The organism is Mycobacterium sp. THU-M104, assembly GCF_049197365.1.
Classification (GTDB): Bacteria; Actinomycetota; Actinomycetes; order Mycobacteriales; family Mycobacteriaceae; genus Mycobacterium.
On sequence record NZ_JBMIOP010000277.1, the window covers coordinates 35,823 to 52,444 of the forward strand.

The following is a 16,622-nucleotide window of genomic DNA, read 5'->3' on the forward strand; positions in this document are numbered from 1 at the left end:
TCAGTCTCCGGCGCGACTACCGGCGCAGGTAGTCCAGCTGCGCCTGGACGGACCATTCCGCCGCGTCCCAGAGCTTCTCGTCGACGTCGACGTAGACGTGTTCGACGATCCGGCGTGCGCTGGCGTCCTCACCCAGCTCGCGCAACGCGGCGCGTACCTGCTCGAGACGTTCGGCGCGATGCACCAGGTAGCCCGACGCCGCGGCTTCGAGGTCGGCCAGCTCCGGCCCGTGCCCGGTCAGCACCGTGCGCCGGCCCAGGCCGCGCAGCCGCCGCAACGACTCCAGGTAGTCGGCCAGGCTGCCGTCCTCCTTGTCGATGACGGTGGTGCCGCGCCCCAGCACGCTGTCGGCCGTCAGCGCCGCGTCGTCGAGCATGAACGTCAACGAGTCGGCGGTGTGGCCGGGGGTGGCCAGCACCGTGATCCGCAGCCCCGCCGCATCAATCACCTCGCCGTCGGTGAGCTCGCCGCCCAGACCGCGCAGAAAACCGCTGCCGGCCGAGCGGACCGTCGCGCCGGTCAGCTCGACCAGCTTGTCGATGCCGTCGGTGTGGTCGCCGTGGCGGTGGCTGATCAGCACCAGCGCGACGCGGCCCAGCGCGGCGATGCGGGCGATGTGCTCGTCGTCGTCGGGGCCCGGGTCGACGACCACCAGCTCGTCGCTGCCGGGGCCGCGCAGCACCCACGTGTTGGTGCCCTCCAGCGTCAGCGGCCCGGGATTGTCAGCCAACAGCACCGAGGCCGTGTCGGTCACCGCCCGCAACCGCCGGTATGCGGGATGGCTCAGCGGCTCGTCAGCCCCGACACCGGCCGTCAGGCCACCTCCACGATCAGCTCGACCTCCACCGGCGCGTCCAGTGGCAACTCGGAGACGCCGACCGCCGACCGCGCATGCGCACCGCTGTCGCCGAAAACCTCGGCGAGCAGTTCGGAGGCGCCGTTGACCACGCTCGGCTGGCCGTGAAAACCCGCGGCCGATGCGACGAAACCGACGACCTTGACCACCCGGGTCACCGCGTCGATGCCGACCAGCGCATTCACGGCAGCCAGCGCGTTGAGGGCGCAGACCCGCGCCATCGTCTTGGCCTCCTCGGGGGTGACCTCGGCGCCGACCTTGCCGGTCCCGGCCAGCTTGCCCGCCTCCATCGGCAGCTGGCCCGCCGTGTAGACCAGGTTTCCGGTCCGCACCGCAGGAAGGTAGGCGGCCAGCGGCGTCACCACCTCGGGAAGCGTGACGCCGAGCTGGACGAGCCGGGCCGAAGCATTCATCCCTTGGGGCGCTTCAGATACGCGACGTGCTGCTCGCCGGTGGGCCCGTGCAGCACCGACACCAGCTCCCAGCCGTCGGCGCCCCATTGGTCCAGGATCTGTTTGGTGGCGTGCGTCAGCAGCGGAACCGTTACGTACTCCCAGGCGGTCGGTTGACTCATGCCGTGAGCCTATCGGTCCACCCCGATCTGCGGGGGGCCGGAGTCGCTCGGGCTAGCATGCGAAGGTGGCAACCAATTCCGGCACTCCTGGCGGTGGTCCCGCGGGCTGGCCGGCGCGCCTGTCCAAGGCCCGCTTGCATTTCGTCACCGGCAAAGGCGGCACCGGCAAATCGACGGTGGCGGCCGCACTGGCGCTGACGCTCGCCGCGGGCGGTCGAAAGGTGCTGCTCGTCGAAGTCGAGGGCCGGCAAGGGATTGCGCAGTTGTTCGACGTGCCCCCCCTGCCCTACCAGGAGCTCAAGATCGCGACGGCGGAGCGCGGCGGCCAGGTGAACGCGCTGGCGATCGACATCGAGGCGGCGTTCCTGGAATACCTGGACATGTTCTACAACCTGGGCATCGCGGGCCGGGCGATGCGGCGCATCGGGGCCATCGAGTTCGCGACGACGATCGCACCCGGCCTGCGCGACGTGCTGCTCACCGGAAAGATCAAGGAGTCGGTGGTGCGCGTCGACCGCAACCGGCTGCCGGTGTATGACGCGGTGGTGGTGGACTCACCGCCGACCGGCCGCATCGCGCGCTTCCTGGACGTCACCAAGGCCGTGTCCGACCTGGCCAAGGGTGGGCCGGTGCACTCGCAGAGCGAGGGGGTGGTGAACCTGCTGCACTCCGACCAGACCGCGATCCACCTCGTCACACTCCTGGAGGCGCTGCCGGTGCAGGAAACGCTGGAAGCCATCGAGGAGCTCGCGGAGATGGCGCTGCCGATCGGCAGCGTGATCGTGAACCGCAACATCCCGGCGTACCTGGACCCGGGCGACCTCGCCAAGGCCGCCGAGGGGGCGATCGACGCGGACTCGGTTCGGGCCGGCCTCGAGGTGGCCGGGATCAAGCTCGGCGAGGCCGACTTCGCCGGCCTGCTCACCGAGACCATCGAGCACGCGACCCGGATCACCGCGCGCGCCGAGACCGCCCAACAGCTCGACGCGCTACAGGTGCCCCGACTCGAATTGCCGGCGATATCCGACGGCGTTGACCTCGGCAGCCTCTACGAGCTTTCGGAATCGCTTGCCCAACAGGGGGTTCGATGAGCGCCACGCCGACAGTCCTTGACATGAAGGCGATTCTGTCCGACATGTCGAACCGTGTCGTGGTCTGCTGCGGCGCCGGCGGCGTCGGCAAGACCACCACGGCCGCCGCGCTCGCATTGCGAGCGGCCGAATATGGCCGCAACGTCTGCGTTTTGACGATCGATCCGGCCAGGCGGCTCGCACAAGCGTTGGGCGTCAACGAACTCGGCAACGTCCCGCAGCGGGTGCCACTGGCCCCCGAGGTCACCGGCGAGCTGCACGCGATGATGCTCGACATGCGCCGCACGTTCGACGAGATGGTGGTCCAGTACTCCGGACCCGACCGGGCACAGTCGATCCTGAACAACCAGTTCTACCAGACCGTCGCCACGTCGCTGGCCGGCACGCAAGAGTACATGGCGATGGAGAAACTGGGGCAGCTGCTGGGACAGGACCGCTGGGACCTGGTCGTGGTCGACACCCCCCCGTCGCGCAACGCACTGGACTTCCTGGACGCGCCGAAGCGGCTGGGCAGCTTCATGGACAGCAGACTGTGGCGTTTGCTGCTCGCGCCCGGCCGGGGCATCGGCCGATTGGTCACCGGCGCAATGGGTTTGGCGATGAAGGCGCTCTCCACCGTGCTCGGTTCCCAGATGCTCGGCGACGCAGCCGCATTCGTACAGTCGCTGGACGCCACCTTCGGCGGGTTCCGGGAGAAGGCCGAGCGCACCTACGCGCTGCTCAAACGGCGGGGTACGCAGTTCGTGGTGGTCTCGGCGGCCGAACCCGACGCGCTGCGCGAGGCGTCGTTCTTCGTGGACCGGCTGTCACAGGAGAGCATGCCGCTGGCGGGGCTGGTCCTGAACCGCACCCACCCGACGCTGTGTGCGCTGCCGGCAGAGCGGGCTGCGGACGGCAGCGAGACGTTGGAGGCGACGCTCGGTTCGGGGCTCGGTTCGGGGCTCGGTTCGGGGCTCGGTTCGGGGCAGGACCCGCAGACCGCGGCGTTGACCGCGGCCGTGCTGCGGATTCACGCCGATCGCGCGCACACCGCCAAGCGGGAGGTGCGGTTGCTGTCGCGATTCACCGGGGCCAACCCGCACGTGCCGGTGGTGGGGGTGCCCTCGTTGCCGTTCGACGTGTCGGACCTCGAGGCGTTGCGCGCACTCGCCGACCAACTCACCGCCGCGACGAGCTGACCGTCTCCCTACGGGACGCGCGGCACGGCAGTGTCGACCTAGAGAGGTTCGCCCTCAGCGGTGACGCGACAGGTGCCCGTCAGCCGACGCTGCGATTGCGGCGCTTGTCGAAGAAGTCCGCCCAGGACACCACCTCGGGGTGCTCCTTGAGCAGAGCCCTGCGCTGACGTTCCGTCATGCCGCCCCACACGCCGAACTCGACCTTGTTGTCCAGCGCGTCCGCACCGCACTCCTGCATCACCGGGCAGTGACGGCAGATCACCGCGGCCTGACGCTGGGCGGCGCCCCGGACGAAGAGTTCGTCGGGATCGGTGGTCCGGCACAGCGCTTTGGCAACCCAGCCGACCCGCTCATCGGGATCGACGCTGCGGAGTACGCCTTGCGCAGCCGCGATGTTTGTTCGACGCGCGGTGGGCCGTGTTCCTGACACGAGTCGTTCCCTTCCTGCCCGGCCGCCCTTCGCGGCCACCCTCCTCGGGTGCAGACCCCACTGCGATCTACGCCACACTGTGCACATCGGTGTTTGCCGAATCCCACCGTGTGTATAAGTTAGGTGGTCCGGTGGCAATTGCGCAACAGTCTCATAACGCTTTTTTGGGACGCGCGTGCCGTCCTGGCCGGTAACCCCAGTCCTGACGTAGCATGCCTCAGCCCGAACAGGGTGACCGAACAGGCGCAACCTCGCTGATCGCCGGCGCGTTCCGGTGTTGTGTCGTCTCGACAGACGATCGGGGTGACTGCGGCCCGCTACTGTGGTAGGCATGCCAGACCGCCCCTCACCAGGTCTCACGGTTCTCAAGCTGGCCGGGTTCTGCCTGTTGGCCAGTGTGGTCGCCACCGCCCTGATGTTCCCGGTGGCCGGCGGTGTGGGCTTACTGTCCAATCGCGCCTCCGAAGTGGTGGCCAACGGGTCGGCGCAGCTCCTGGAAGGTGAGGTGCCGGCGGTGTCGACGATGGTCGACGCGAAGGGCAACACCATCGCCTGGCTGTACACGCAGCGCCGCTTCGAGGTTCCCGGCGACAAAATCGCCAACACGATGAAGCTCGCGATCGTGTCGATCGAGGACAAGCGCTTCGCCGAGCACAACGGGGTGGACTGGAAGGGCACGCTGACCGGGCTGGCCGGGTATGCGCGCGGCGACGTCGACACCCGCGGCGGTTCGACCATCGAGCAGCAGTACGTGAAGAACTACCAGCTGCTGGTGACGGCCCAGACCGACGCCGAGAAGCGCGCGGCCGTCGAGACCACCCCGGCGCGCAAGCTGCGCGAGATCCGGATGGCGCTCACGCTCGACAAGACCTTCACCAAGCCCGAGATCCTGACCCGGTACCTCAACCTCGTGTCGTTCGGCAACGGGTCGTTCGGCGTGCAGGACGCCGCGCAGACCTATTTCGGCATCAACGCCTCCGATTTGAACTGGCAGCAGGCGGCGCTGCTGGCGGGCATGGTGCAGTCCACCAGCACGCTCAACCCCTACACCAATCCCGAGGGCGCCCTGGCCCGGCGCAACCTGGTCCTGGACACCATGATCGAGAACATCCCGCAGGAGGCCGACGCCCTGCGCGCCGCCAAGACGACCCCGCTGGGGGTGTTGCCGCAGCCCAACGAGCTGCCGCGCGGCTGCATCGCGGCCGGTGACCGCGCATTCTTCTGCGACTACGTCCAGGAATACCTGTCGCGCGCGGGGCTCAGCAAGGAACAGGTGGCCCGCGGCGGCTACACCATCCGCACCACGCTGGACCCCGATGTGCAGATCCCGGTCAAGTCGGCCATCGACCAGTTCGCCAGCCCGTCCCTGCCGGGTATCTCCAGCGTGATGAGCGTGATCAGGCCCGGCAAGGACACCCACAAGGTGATGGCGATGGCCAGCAACCGCAAGTACGGGCTGGACATCGACGTCGGCGAGACCATGCGGCCGCAGCCGTTCTCGCTGGTCGGCGACGGCGCCGGGTCGGTGTTCAAGATCTTCACCACCGCCGCCGCGCTGGAGTTGGGCATGGGCATCAACGCATCCCTCGAGGTGCCGGGCCGGTTCCAGGCCAAGGGCATGGGCAGCGGCGGGGCAAAGGGGTGCCCCAAGGACACCTGGTGCGTGATCAACGCCGCCAACTACCGCGGCTCGATGAACGTGACGGACGCGCTGGCCACCTCGCCCAACACGGCGTTCGCCAAGCTGATCCAGCAGGTCGGCGTGACGCCCACCGTCGACATGGCCATCAAGCTCGGGCTGCGGTCCTACGCCGACCCGGGCACCGCACGCGACTACAACCCCGACAGCAACGAGAGCCTGGCCGACTTCATCAAGCGGCAGAACATCGGTTCGTTCACGCTGGGCCCGATCGAGGTGAATGCGCTCGAGCTGTCCAACGTCGCGGCCACCCTGGCCTCCGGCGGTGTGTGGTGCCCGCCGAGTCCCATCGACAAGTTGACCGACCGCCACGGCACCGAGGTGGCCGTCACCACCGAGACGTGCGACCAGGTGGTGCCCGAAGGGCTGGCGAACACACTGGCCAACGCGATGAGCAAGGACGCGCTGGGCGGCGGGACGGCTTCCGGTTCGGCCGGCGCGGCGGGCTGGAACCTGCCCGTTTCGGGCAAGACCGGCACCACCGAGGCGCACCGCTCGTCGAGCTTCGTGGGCTTCACGAACCACTACGCGGCGGCGAACTACATCTACGACGACTCGACCAACCCGACAGACCTGTGCTCGTCGCCGCTGCGCCACTGCAGCGAAGGCAACCTGTACGGCGGTAACGAACCCGCGCGCACCTGGTTCACGGCGATGAAACCGATCGCCACCATGTTCGGCGACGTGCACCTGCCGCCGACCGATCCCCGCTACGTCGACGGCTCCCCTGCGTCGCGGGTGCCCGCCGTGGCGGGGCTGAAGGTGGACGCGGCCCGCCAGCGCCTCACCGACGCGGGTTTCCGGGTGGCCGACCAGACCGCCTCGGTCAACAGTTCCGCCGAGTACGGGGAGGTCGTCGGGACGACGCCCAACGGCCAGACCATCCCGGGTTCGATCATCACGATCCAGATCAGCAACGGCGTTCCTCCGGCACCACCTCCGCCGCCGGAGGGCGCGCCCGTGCCGATCGGTTCGCAGGTCGTGGAGATCCCTGGCCTGCCGCCGATCACGATCCCGCTGCTGGCCCCACCGCCGCCGCCGGGCGCCCCGCCCCCGTAGGCGCCGCGACGAAGACCACGGTCCCCACCCCTGATCGAAAAGTCAGAGCAGCGCGCCCGAGACCAACACTCCTCCACCAGCGGGATCACCCGAAAAGCTTTCAGGGACTACCTCACCCAGCCCTGACCACCACCGCACGAAACGTGTGCCGATTTGCGACCGTCGGAAGAAGTGTTGTCCGTTCCGCCGACGCCTACGCCAGCAGACCCATGCGCACGTCGTTCTCGAGCTTGCCCAAACCATGGGAACACTTCGCCAACACTGCGCGCGGGCGCTACGCGTTGTCGTGTCCCGCAGTGTTCTCCGATCGCGGCCAGGAGTGGGCGCAGCGCGTTGTGGGCGATCCCCTCGGTGCCCTACTGGGTGGGACGTGAGGGTTGCGCCGCCGGGGACGCGACGCCGAGGTCCGCGACGCCGTCACCGCGCTCATCAACTACTGCCAGCGGCACGGGTTGACCACGATCGCCGTCGTAGACCTCGACTTCGCCGGCGCCCGCAGCCGAACACGGGGGAAACAGTTCCGCCGCACCGTCTCCGACATCCCTACTGGACGGTTTCGCAAACGGCTGGCCAGCATGGCCCTTCACGCACAGATCGGCGTGTTCGCGGTCAACGCCGCCTACACCTGCATTTGGGGCGCCCAACACTGGTGACGACACCCGACGAGCTGAATCCAGAGCAAAATCGAGGCGGATGTGAACGGAAAAATCTATGGTCGACTGGTGGCGGCGACGGACTCCAGCGATGTGGCTGAGGTCGAGCGTCACGTCGCATCGATCGCCGCTCGGCTCAATGAGCGCCGAGCGACGGTCACGGGTCAAGTCCGTGACGAAATTGCCGCCAAGGTACCCGAACTGCGCGGCGACGCCGCCACTGTCGAACTGCTCAGCGCCAGCGTCGAGGGCAACATCGACACAATCCTGCACGCCCTGCATCACGCGATCGCCGTCGATCGCATCACCGCGCCCGCAGCCGCCGTCGAATACGCACGCAGACTGGCCCAGCACGGTGTCCCGGTCAATGCGCTTGTTCGCGGCTACCGGCTGGGCCAGCGTCGGCTGACTGAGCTCATCTTCGCCGAACTCGAAGCGCTCAACATCGATCCCTTGGCACGCGTGGCAACCATCGAGACGATCACCCGAGTGACGTTTGACTACATCGACTCGGTGTCTCAACAAGTCGTCGCCGTGTACGAAGACGAACGTGAGCGATGGGTGGAAAACCAGCACAGCGTGCGCACGCTCAAGGTCCGCGAACTCTTGGCCACAGATACGTCCGTCGATCTCGACGTGGCGTCCGTCGATATCCGTTATCCGTTGCGGTGGCACCACCTGGCCCTGATCGTCTGGTACCCCGACGCCGATGACCACCACGATGACCTCTCGCGCCTGCACCGGTTCATTCACGATCTCGGCGCCAGGATCGAGGTGGACGGCACTCCCCTGTTCGCTCCGGTCGATCGAGCCACTTCGTGGGTATGGCTCCCGTACCGCTCGTGTCCTGCCAACTCGGTAGATCGCATCCGCACGGCGATCCCCCGATGCGACGATCCTCCCAACATCGCCATCGGGTCCGTCGATCACGGCATCGACGGGTTCCGCCGCTCGCACAGACGCGCAAGGCTGGCCTGGGGATTGGGCACTGCCCAGGCCTCGATGACACCGATCACCCTGGCGGTCGATGATCCCGGCGTCGCCGTTGCCGCGCTGCTCGCGGCCAACGTGCCCCTGTTGCGCGACTGGGTCGCCGGAGTGCTCGGCCCGTTGGCAGCCGACACCGAGAATGACGCCCGGCTGCGTGAGACGCTGCGGGTGATTCTGCGGGCCGGCAGCTACAAGCTGGCCGCCGAGGAACTCGGCATGCATTTCAATTCCGTGAAATATCGCATGGATCGGGCTATCGAACGCCGCGGGAAACCCATTCGGGACGACCGGCTCGACGTCGAGGTCGCGCTGCTCGTCTGCCGATGGTACGGATCGGCAGTGCTTCACCCGCACTGATCGACGGCCGGGGTCCTTGTGACCCATCGACAAATCAACGCGGCAGATTCGTCGCTCCGACACTGTGTGCCAGAGGTCACTCGCCCTACTGTAGGCCCACCTCCTCGCCTCGAGGGGCGTCCTCTGCGGACCCGGTCATTTGTCAACCAGCAACAAAAGGACACCCAGCATGGGTTTCACCAAACCCGACCTCCCCGACGTCGACCCGGAGACATTTCTGCAGAAGCCGCTCATGGAACGGGTACGCATCCTCGGTGCCGACTGGGCCGAAAATGGTTTCGGCTCACCGAAAATGGTGCACTGCATCTATTTGCTCAAGGTGTTCGTGTTCTACGCGATCGGTGGCATCACCATCGCCACCCTCACTTCGGGCCTGCCGGCGTTCTGGCACGTGTCGCAATGGTGGAACCAACCGATCGTGTACCAGAAGGCGATCCTCTGGACCACCCTGGTCGAGGCCATAGGCATCGGCGGGTCATGGGGGCCGTTGGCAGGCAAGGTGAAACCGATGACCGGCGGCATCCTGTTCTGGGCCCGGACGGGGACAATTCGGCTGCGGCCCTGGACTTGGGTCCCGTTGACCTCGGGTAGCCGCCGCACCCCGACGGATGTCGTGTTGTACCTGTCGCTGCTGACGAGCATCGTCCTCACTTTGGCTTTGCCTGGCGTGCACAGTGATTCACTGTCAGCAGTGCTGCCGGGCAACACGAGCGGACTGGTCGACCCCGTGCTACTGGCAGCGCCTATCGTGTTGTTGATCCTCACTGGATTGCGCGACAAGGTCATCTTTCTCGGCGCACGAGGGGAACAGTATCTTCCGGCCCTGATTTTCTTCGCCATGCTGCCGTTCTGCAACATGATCATCGCGTTGAAAATGCTGATCGTGGTGGTGTGGTTCGGCGCCGGGTTTTCCAAACTCGGTAAGCATTTTTCCAGCGTGATCCCACCGATGATCAGCAACAGTCCCGCGGTGCCGTTCTCGTGGATCAGGCGTCTTCACTACCGCGATTTCCCGCGAGACATGAAGCCTTCCGCGTTCGCGCGCTTCATAGCCCACATGAATGGGACCTTCGTCGAGATCACCGCGCCCCTGGTCCTGCTGCTGTCCACCAACAAATGGTTGACCGTGGCCGCGGTCATCCTCATGGTGTGCTTCCACCTCTTCATCGTGTCCACTTTCCCCCTGGCCGTCCCGCTGGAGTGGAACGTCCTGTTCGCGTACGCGACGGTGTTTCTCTTCCTCGGCTTCCCGGCATGGCAGGGCTACGCCCCGTGGAACATGTCGCCGCCTTGGCTGGCCGTCATCATCCTCGCCGGGCTGCTTTTCTTTCCGGTTCTCGGAAACCTGCGGCCCGACAAGGTCTCGTTCTTGCCCTCAATGCGGCAGTATGCGGGAAACTGGGCTTCGGCTCTGTGGGCTTTCGCACCCGGTGCCGAAGACAAACTCAACAAGGTCACCCGCTCGGCGAGCAACCAGATCGACCAGTTCGAAGGCGCAGGCTACGACGCGCCCTGGAACGAGATCGTGTTGCAAAAGACGATCGCGTGGCGCAGCCTGCACAGTCAAGGCCGCGGTCTGTTCTCGGTGTTGCTGCGCGAACTACCCGACATCGACAGCCGCACCGTGCGCGAAGCGGAGTTCCTCTGCAACTCGATCATCGGATTCAATTTCGGCGAGGGCCACTTTCACAATGAGGACATGATCCAGGCCGTGCAAGATGAGGCCCATTTCCTCCCCGGCGAGTGCGTTGTCGTTTGGGTCGAGTCCGAAGCATTCGGCAGCGGCGTGCAGCACTACAAGCTCATCGACGCCGCACTCGGAGTCATCGAGCGGGGCACGTGGAAAGTTGCCGACGCCCTGAGCACGCAACCGTGGTTGCCGAACGGGCCGATTCCCACCCAGATCACCTGGGTGCGGCCCGGCCGGGACCACGGCGCGCTGGCATGAGCACAGCGACGGTCGCCGGCGCCCGCCGGCCGTGACGCCGACCGCCGACTGCCGACTGCCGACTGCCGACTGCCGAAGGTGTACAGGTGGCGCTGCCCATTCGTGTGCCGCAGTACGCTGCCTTCATGCCTGACGTTTTGCCCGCCCTGATGCGCACCGGCGCCGCGGCGGTCGGCTCGGCGGTGGCCGGTATCGGTTACGCCGCGGCGGTCGAGCGCAACGCCTTTGTCCTGCGCGAGATCACCATGCCCGTGTTGAGCCCGGGCTCCACGCCGCTGCGAGTGCTGCACATCAGCGACCTCCACATGCTGCCCGGCCAGCGCCGCAAACAAGCCTGGCTGCGCGAGCTGTCCGGCTGGGAGCCAGACCTGGTGGTCAACACCGGCGACAACCTGGCACACCCCAAGGCGGTGCCCGCGGTCGTCCAGGCACTGGGGGACCTGTTGTCGCGACCGGGCGTGTTCGTCTTCGGCAGCAACGACTACTTCGGGCCGCGCCTGAAGAACCCGCTCAACTACCTGACCAATCCGTCGCAGCGGATTCGCGGAAAGCCGCTGCCCTGGCAGGACCTGCGGGCGGCGTTCACCGAGCGCGGCTGGCTCGACCTCACCCATGCCCGGCGCGAGTTCGAGGTGGCCGGACTGCACATCGCCGCCGCCGGCGTCGACGACCCGCACATCGACCGGGACCGCTACGGCACGATCGCGGGCCCGGCCAGCCCCGCCGCCAATCTGCGGCTCGGTCTGACGCACTCCCCCGAGCCGCGGGTGCTGGACCGCTTCGCCGCCGACGGCTACCAGTTGGTGATGGCGGGCCACACCCACGGCGGGCAGCTGTGCCTGCCGTTCTACGGCGCCCTGGTGACCAACTGCGGCCTGGACCGCTCGCGCGCGAAGGGACCGTCGCGGTGGGGCGCCACGATGCAGTTGCACGTCTCGGCGGGGATCGGGACCTCCCCATTCGCGCCCGTGCGCTTCTGCTGCAGGCCTGAGGCCACGCTGCTGACACTCATCGCCGCCCCGATGGGAGGCCGCGACGTGACCAGCGACCGCGGGCGCTCCCTGCCCGCGGCCTCGATGCGCTGACTGCCCGCCGGTGCGATAGGCTGTCGTGGCTTCACACGGGGTGTGGCGCAGCTTGGTAGCGTGCTTCGTTCGGGACGAAGAGGTCGTGGGTTCGAATCCCGCCACCCCGACAGCAGAAAACCCGCTCTGACCCAGCAAAACAGGACAGGGCGGGTTTCTTTGTTTCGGTCGGCAGCCTGCCCGGTAGGCAGTGGGTAGGCAGAAGTTCAGACCGAGGGCCGGTGGACAGTTTGAAACCGTCGCTTAGATGCGGTTTCAGCTCGAACTTCCGCCCGATCGTCGAGCGCGACAGGCCACTGCGCTTTGCCATCGAGGCCCGCGACCAGTGTGTCGCGTGGGGCGGATTGTGCTCCAGCGTCGTCACGATCACCTCGTCGACCTTGTCCAACAGGATCGACGGCGGGCGACCGGTACGCGCCTCGTCGACCAGCCCATCGAGTCGCTTGTCCACAAACCGGGCACGCCATTTGCCCACCGTAGGCTGCGACACACTCGGTTTCGCGGCCACCGCCTTGTTGGACAAACCCTCACCGCAGGTCAGGATGATCCGCGACCGCAACGCTAATGCCCGCGACGACTTCGCCCGCCGTGACCACCGAACCAGAGCCTGACGCTCCTCCTCGGTCAACGCCAACTCCGCCGTCGGTCGCCCACGTGATGCCATACACGAATCACCCCACCCACCAACATCATTCGTTGCGGAACGGCGCCGAAGCCCACCGATTACAATTATGTAACGAATTAACGGCGCAGGACACTAGATGATGGCCGCGCGAATGCCCTGGACTCCCTGCTGACCGAGATCGACACCGTGCTGGACGAGTCCTGGTCCGACGCGACAAGACGGACTCCTGACGACGACTGGGGCGTGGAGTATGAGGATGAACCGCTCACGTATCCCGCAATACAGATGAGTATCTTGAGGAGCCCCCGATCCCGCTTCGGCGGTGGCGGCGGACCGGAGCCCCACGGAACCCGCCCTGCCCTCCGCATTTCTACGTCTGCCGCACGGTCCGCGACATTACCCGACATGGACTAGAAAATCTACTTCATTCGTGTATTGTTCGGCAACACATAGAATTTTCGTATCTCCTACGGAACAGGAGTGAGAGATGTCGTTTGTGACCGCCTTACCTGATGCTTTAGCCGCAACGGCTTCGGACTTAACCAGTCTGAAATCGGTGATTCAGGACGCACAGATGGCGGCGGTGGGTTCGACCACTCAGATTTTTGCCGCAGCTCAAGATGAAATATCCATGTCGATCTCGGAGGTGTTCAATACCTACGGTTCACAGTTTCACGGGTTAATTCTACGGGCGGCAGCTTTTCAGGCACAGTTCTCTCAAGCGTTGAGCATAGGTGGACTCCGGTATGCCGCTGCGGAGGGAGCCAATACTTCTCCGCTGCAGACATTACAAACAGCTGTGGAAAATATCCACATCAACGTGGGTCTGGGTGACCTCGGCAGTCTTAACATCGGGAGTGGAAACACCGGCAGTCTCAACCTGGGCTCGGGTAACCATGGCAGCTTCAACATCGGTGGAGGAAACACCGGTAGTCTTAACCTTGGATCGGGTAATCGCGGTGACGGAAACCTGGGTCTGGGTAATTTCGGAAACGGAAATATTGGTTTCGGTAACGGAAGTTCAGAAAACAATGCGACCGGTACTCCCACTCCCTCGTCGGGGAATATCGGTAGCGGAAACCTCGGTAACTCGAACCTGGGCAGTGGTAACCTCGGTAACTTCAACATCGGATCCGGAAACAACGGGGACAACAACGTCGGGTTCAGTAACCTGGGCAGCTTCGATATCGGACTGGGCAACTCCGGCAGCCACGACTTCGGGTTCGGCAACCTCGGCAGTAACGACATTGGTATCGGCCTCAGCGGTACCAATCAGATTGGTATCGGCGGACTGAACTTCGGTAGCGGAAACATAGGCCTTGGAAATGCCGGTAGCTTCAACTGGGGGCTATCCAACACTGGCGACTACAATATCGGACTCGCCAACACTGGTAACCATGACATCGGTATCGGTCTCACCGGGAACAACCAGATAGGTTTCGGCGGGCTGAACTCTGGAACTCATAACACCGGGCTGTTCAACTCTGGCACCGGCAACACTGGATTCTTTAACTCGGGAAACGCCGAGTTCGATGGCGGCGAAAATACCGGTTTGTTTGATTCTGGCGCTAACAACTATGGCATGTTCAATTCTGGAAGTTTCAATTCAGGGTTTTTCAACTCTGGTGAAGAAGATTTTGGTTTGTTCAACGCCGGTATTCTGAACTACGGTTTGTTCAATACCGGATCTATTAACTCTGGATTATTTAACGCCGGATCATTCGACTCAGGAGTTTTCGACTCCGGGTCGCATAACATGGGGTTGCTGGATTCCGGGGTGGATAACATGGGATTGTTCAACTCGGGTCAACATGACGTAGGTCTATACAGCGCTGGTGACACTAATTTGGGTATAGGTAATTCCGGCAACACTAATATGGGATTTTCAACTCAGGCTGGGAAAATGTAGGTGCTTTCAATTCCGGCGGTACAGACGCGTTTACCACATCTGGTCCGGTTACGGAGGTGTACACAGGAAATATCGGATTGTTCAACTCGGGTACCCTCAACATTGGAATAGGGAACTCGGGGAACATCAACACCGGAATATGGAACTCGGGAAGTGTAAATACCGGTATCGGCAGTGTGGTCAGTCAGCACGGCACGGTTTCTGGCTTCGGGAACACGGGAACCTACGAGTCGGGGTTTGGTAACACCGGAAGCTACGACGTGGGCTTTGGCAACACGGGAAACTTCAGTTCTGGCTTTATGAACAAGAATCTGACGGGATATTTTGACACGGGATTTTTCAATGGGAACAACGACGTGGGCTTCTACAACACAAGTACTGGAGGACAGGATGTAGGTTTCTTAAATTCTGGTACTGGTAAGTTCGACACCGGCATAGGGAACTTAGGTTCCGGTAGCGGTAACACTGGAATATTGAACTTCGGTTCCGGTGGCAGTAACACTGGAATACTGAACTTCGGTTCCGGTGGTAATAACGCTGGAATACTGAATTTCGGTTCCGGTGGACTTAACGTTGGAATACTAAACTCAGGTTCCGGTGGCGCTAACGCTGGAATACTGAACTTCGGTTCCGGTGGGAGTAACACTGGAATACTGAACTTCGGTTCCGGAGGCGGTAACACTGGAATACTGAACTTCGGTTCCGGTGGCAGTAACACGGGAATACTGAACTCTGGTCTTGAAGACTCTGGATTAGGAAACTCTGGAAACTTTGATTCGGGCTTTTTTAACCGCAGTGACAACCAGTCTGGTTTCTTCAAATAAACTGAAGATGATGAAGAAATTTCACTGGTGTTGGAAAAGGGTCGCAGAACCAACCAACCCCCTGCTCGAAGTAGAGCGGGGGGTTGGTTGGTTCTGGTGTGGAGTGAAGCGACCCCACCTCGCGGTCGAACGCGGCGGCGACCGCGTCCAGGTCCGGCGGGGGAACAGGTCGCTGTAGGTGTCTAAGCCTGAATCCGTGGTTGGGCCGGTGATTTGATCGGCGTGTGAACAGCGAAAATGCCTTCTGAACTGGGATAATACGAGTGCTTACGTCGTATTTGTCCAGAGTTCAAGAAGGCACTTTCGATGCACTCATCGTATACGTTCACCGCCGACTCGGCGGTCTTTGACGAGCAGAATCTGGTATCGGCGGCCGGGCTGGTGCCGGTGTTGGACCTGGCTGAGCAGGCTGGTCTTTCGCGGTTGATCGGCGAACATGTGGACCTGCCGTCGACGCGGGTGGCGTCGGGGGCGGTGAATCCGGCCGGCAAGCTGACTTCGATCATCGCGGGCATGATGTGCGGCGCGGACTGCATCGACGATGCCAATGTACTACGCGCGGGCGGCACCCCGCGGGTGTTCGACGAGGTGTATGCGCCCTCCACGTTGGGGATCTTTCTACGCGAGTTCACTTTCGGGCACGCCAACCAACTCGCTGCGGTAGGTCGAGCCCATCTGGTGGCGCTCGCGGCGCGGGTACCGCTTTTGCCCGGCATCGAGCAGCGCGCTTTTGTCGACATCGACTCGCTGTTGCGCCCGGTCTACGGAAAAGCCAAGCAGGGCGCCAGCTTCGGGCACACCAAGATCGCCAGCCGCGCGCTGCTGCGCAAAGGCCTCTCACCGCAGATCACTACCATCTCCACCGCACAAGCCGCACCGGTGATCGCCGAGGCCCGGCTGCGCAGCGGCAAAGCCGGCTCCGGGCGCGCGGCCGCCTCCCAGATCACGGTGGCCATCGGCACTGCCCGCGCCTGCGGGGCCGCTGGGGCGATCATGGTGCGCGGCGACTCGGCGTTTGGCACCAAGAAGGTGATCACCACGTGCGTGGCCCAAGGCGCCGAATTCTCCTTGTCGGTGAGCCGCAACAAACGCATCAACGCCGCGATCGCAGCCATCGACGAGGCCGCCTACACCCCGGTGCACTACCCCGGTGCGGTGACCGACCCCGACACCGGGGCGTTGATCTCTGATGCCCAAGTCGCCGAAACGCCCTACACCCTGCGGTTGGGCTCTGGCCGCACCCTGACCGTGCGGCTGGTGGTGCGCCGGGTCAAAGACGCCCGCTACCCCGATGCGTTGTTTCCGGTGTGGCGCCATCACCCGTTTGTCACCAACTCCGAACTG

14 protein-coding genes, 1 tRNA gene and 1 pseudogene are annotated in these 16,622 nt (G+C 64.4%); 11 read left to right on the top strand and 5 right to left on the bottom strand.

Annotated features, from left to right (window positions below; all coding sequences use genetic code 11):
- Nucleotides 1-16: 16 nt before the first annotated feature.
- The 3 genes from ACOJVU_RS19925 to ACOJVU_RS19935 are packed head-to-tail and all read right to left on the bottom strand — an operon-like array spanning nt 17 to nt 1,430.
- Nucleotides 17-817, bottom strand: a complete 801-nt coding sequence (locus tag ACOJVU_RS19925) for an MBL fold metallo-hydrolase (protein WP_421531372.1) — start codon at nt 815-817, stop codon at nt 17-19.
- Complete coding sequence (locus ACOJVU_RS19930; RefSeq protein ID WP_421531354.1) at nt 814-1,269, bottom strand: RidA family protein; 456 nt, start codon at nt 1,267-1,269, stop codon at nt 814-816. The genes ACOJVU_RS19925 and ACOJVU_RS19930 overlap by 4 nt, the downstream gene beginning before the upstream one ends.
- Nucleotides 1,266-1,430, bottom strand: a complete 165-nt coding sequence (locus ACOJVU_RS19935) for a hypothetical protein (RefSeq protein WP_421531355.1) — start codon at nt 1,428-1,430, stop codon at nt 1,266-1,268. Before ACOJVU_RS19935 ends, ACOJVU_RS19930 begins: the two co-directional genes overlap by 4 nt.
- 65 nt (nt 1,431-1,495) lie before the next feature.
- Between ACOJVU_RS19935 and ACOJVU_RS19940 the strand changes: the two genes are divergently transcribed.
- On the top strand, nt 1,496-2,521 hold the full coding sequence (locus ACOJVU_RS19940) for an ArsA-related P-loop ATPase (RefSeq protein ID WP_421531356.1): 1,026 nt from the start codon (nt 1,496-1,498) through the stop codon (nt 2,519-2,521).
- Nucleotides 2,518-3,699 (top strand): ArsA family ATPase, encoded by a 1,182-nt coding sequence (locus ACOJVU_RS19945; RefSeq protein WP_421531357.1) that lies wholly within the window; start codon nt 2,518-2,520, stop codon nt 3,697-3,699. The genes ACOJVU_RS19940 and ACOJVU_RS19945 overlap by 4 nt, the downstream gene beginning before the upstream one ends.
- A 79-nt stretch (nt 3,700-3,778) precedes the next feature.
- Here ACOJVU_RS19945 and ACOJVU_RS19950 read toward each other — a convergent pair whose 3' ends face one another.
- A complete protein-coding gene (locus ACOJVU_RS19950) occupies nt 3,779-4,129 on the bottom strand; it encodes a WhiB family transcriptional regulator (protein ID WP_421531358.1) in 351 nt (116 codons plus the stop codon).
- A 331-nt stretch (nt 4,130-4,460) separates the two neighbouring features.
- Here ACOJVU_RS19950 and ponA2 point away from each other — a divergent pair, with 331 nt between their 5' ends.
- The 6 genes from ponA2 to ACOJVU_RS19980 all read left to right on the top strand — a co-directional run bounded on the left by ponA2 (nt 4,461) and on the right by ACOJVU_RS19980 (nt 12,030).
- The gene (ponA2, locus tag ACOJVU_RS19955) at nt 4,461-6,887 is read left to right on the top strand and encodes a transglycosylase/D,D-transpeptidase PonA2 (protein WP_421531359.1); all 2,427 of its coding nucleotides are present in this window, start codon (nt 4,461-4,463) and stop codon (nt 6,885-6,887) included.
- Between the two features lie 377 nt (nt 6,888-7,264).
- Entirely contained in the window at nt 7,265-7,540 is a 276-nt protein-coding gene (locus ACOJVU_RS19960; protein ID WP_421531360.1) for a hypothetical protein, read from the top strand.
- A 69-nt stretch (nt 7,541-7,609) separates the two neighbouring features.
- Nucleotides 7,610-8,887 carry a PucR family transcriptional regulator gene (locus tag ACOJVU_RS19965; protein WP_421531361.1) on the top strand — a complete coding sequence of 426 codons (1,278 nt, stop codon included), beginning with the start codon at nt 7,610-7,612 and terminating at the stop codon, nt 8,885-8,887.
- Between the two features lie 169 nt (nt 8,888-9,056).
- Nucleotides 9,057-10,835, top strand: a complete 1,779-nt coding sequence (locus tag ACOJVU_RS19970; RefSeq protein ID WP_421531362.1) for a DUF3556 domain-containing protein — start codon at nt 9,057-9,059, stop codon at nt 10,833-10,835.
- A gap of 125 nt (nt 10,836-10,960) precedes the next feature.
- Entirely contained in the window at nt 10,961-11,920 is a 960-nt protein-coding gene (locus ACOJVU_RS19975; RefSeq protein ID WP_421531363.1) for a metallophosphoesterase, read from the top strand.
- A gap of 36 nt (nt 11,921-11,956) precedes the next feature.
- A tRNA-Pro gene (locus ACOJVU_RS19980) sits at nt 11,957-12,030 on the top strand.
- Nucleotides 12,031-12,200: 170 nt separating this feature from the next.
- On the opposite strand, the pseudogene ACOJVU_RS19985 reads toward ACOJVU_RS19980, so the two are convergent.
- Nucleotides 12,201-12,584 (bottom strand): annotated as a pseudogene (locus ACOJVU_RS19985) (helix-turn-helix domain-containing protein); the annotation flags it as partial.
- A gap of 448 nt (nt 12,585-13,032) precedes the next feature.
- Here ACOJVU_RS19985 and ACOJVU_RS19990 point away from each other — a divergent pair.
- The 3 genes from ACOJVU_RS19990 to ACOJVU_RS20000 form a co-directional block, all read left to right on the top strand.
- The gene (locus ACOJVU_RS19990; RefSeq protein ID WP_421531364.1) at nt 13,033-14,454 is read left to right on the top strand and encodes a PE domain-containing protein; all 1,422 of its coding nucleotides are present in this window, start codon (nt 13,033-13,035) and stop codon (nt 14,452-14,454) included.
- A 56-nt stretch (nt 14,455-14,510) separates the two neighbouring features.
- Nucleotides 14,511-15,278: a hypothetical protein gene (locus ACOJVU_RS19995; RefSeq protein ID WP_421531365.1), complete on the top strand. Its 768-nt coding sequence runs from the start codon at nt 14,511-14,513 to the stop codon at nt 15,276-15,278.
- Between the two features lie 306 nt (nt 15,279-15,584).
- The coding region (locus ACOJVU_RS20000; RefSeq protein ID WP_421531366.1) for an IS1380 family transposase at nt 15,585-16,622 on the top strand (1,038 nt) is incomplete at its 3' end.

What these genes read in the sequence shown, in the direction of transcription:
- ACOJVU_RS19970 (WP_421531362.1), top strand. Translation starts at nt 9,057, where the DNA reads ATGGGTTTCACCAAACCCGACCTCCCCGACGTCGACCCGGAGACATTT.
- ACOJVU_RS19935 (WP_421531355.1), bottom strand. Translation starts at nt 1,430, where the DNA reads ATGAGTCAACCGACCGCCTGGGAGTACGTAACGGTTCCGCTGCTGACG.
- ACOJVU_RS19975 (WP_421531363.1), top strand. Translation starts at nt 10,961, where the DNA reads ATGCCTGACGTTTTGCCCGCCCTGATGCGCACCGGCGCCGCGGCGGTC.
- ACOJVU_RS19945 (WP_421531357.1), top strand. Translation starts at nt 2,518, where the DNA reads ATGAGCGCCACGCCGACAGTCCTTGACATGAAGGCGATTCTGTCCGAC.
- ponA2 (WP_421531359.1), top strand. Translation starts at nt 4,461, where the DNA reads ATGCCAGACCGCCCCTCACCAGGTCTCACGGTTCTCAAGCTGGCCGGG.
- ACOJVU_RS19930 (WP_421531354.1), bottom strand. Translation starts at nt 1,269, where the DNA reads ATGAATGCTTCGGCCCGGCTCGTCCAGCTCGGCGTCACGCTTCCCGAG.
- ACOJVU_RS19990 (WP_421531364.1), top strand. Translation starts at nt 13,033, where the DNA reads ATGTCGTTTGTGACCGCCTTACCTGATGCTTTAGCCGCAACGGCTTCG.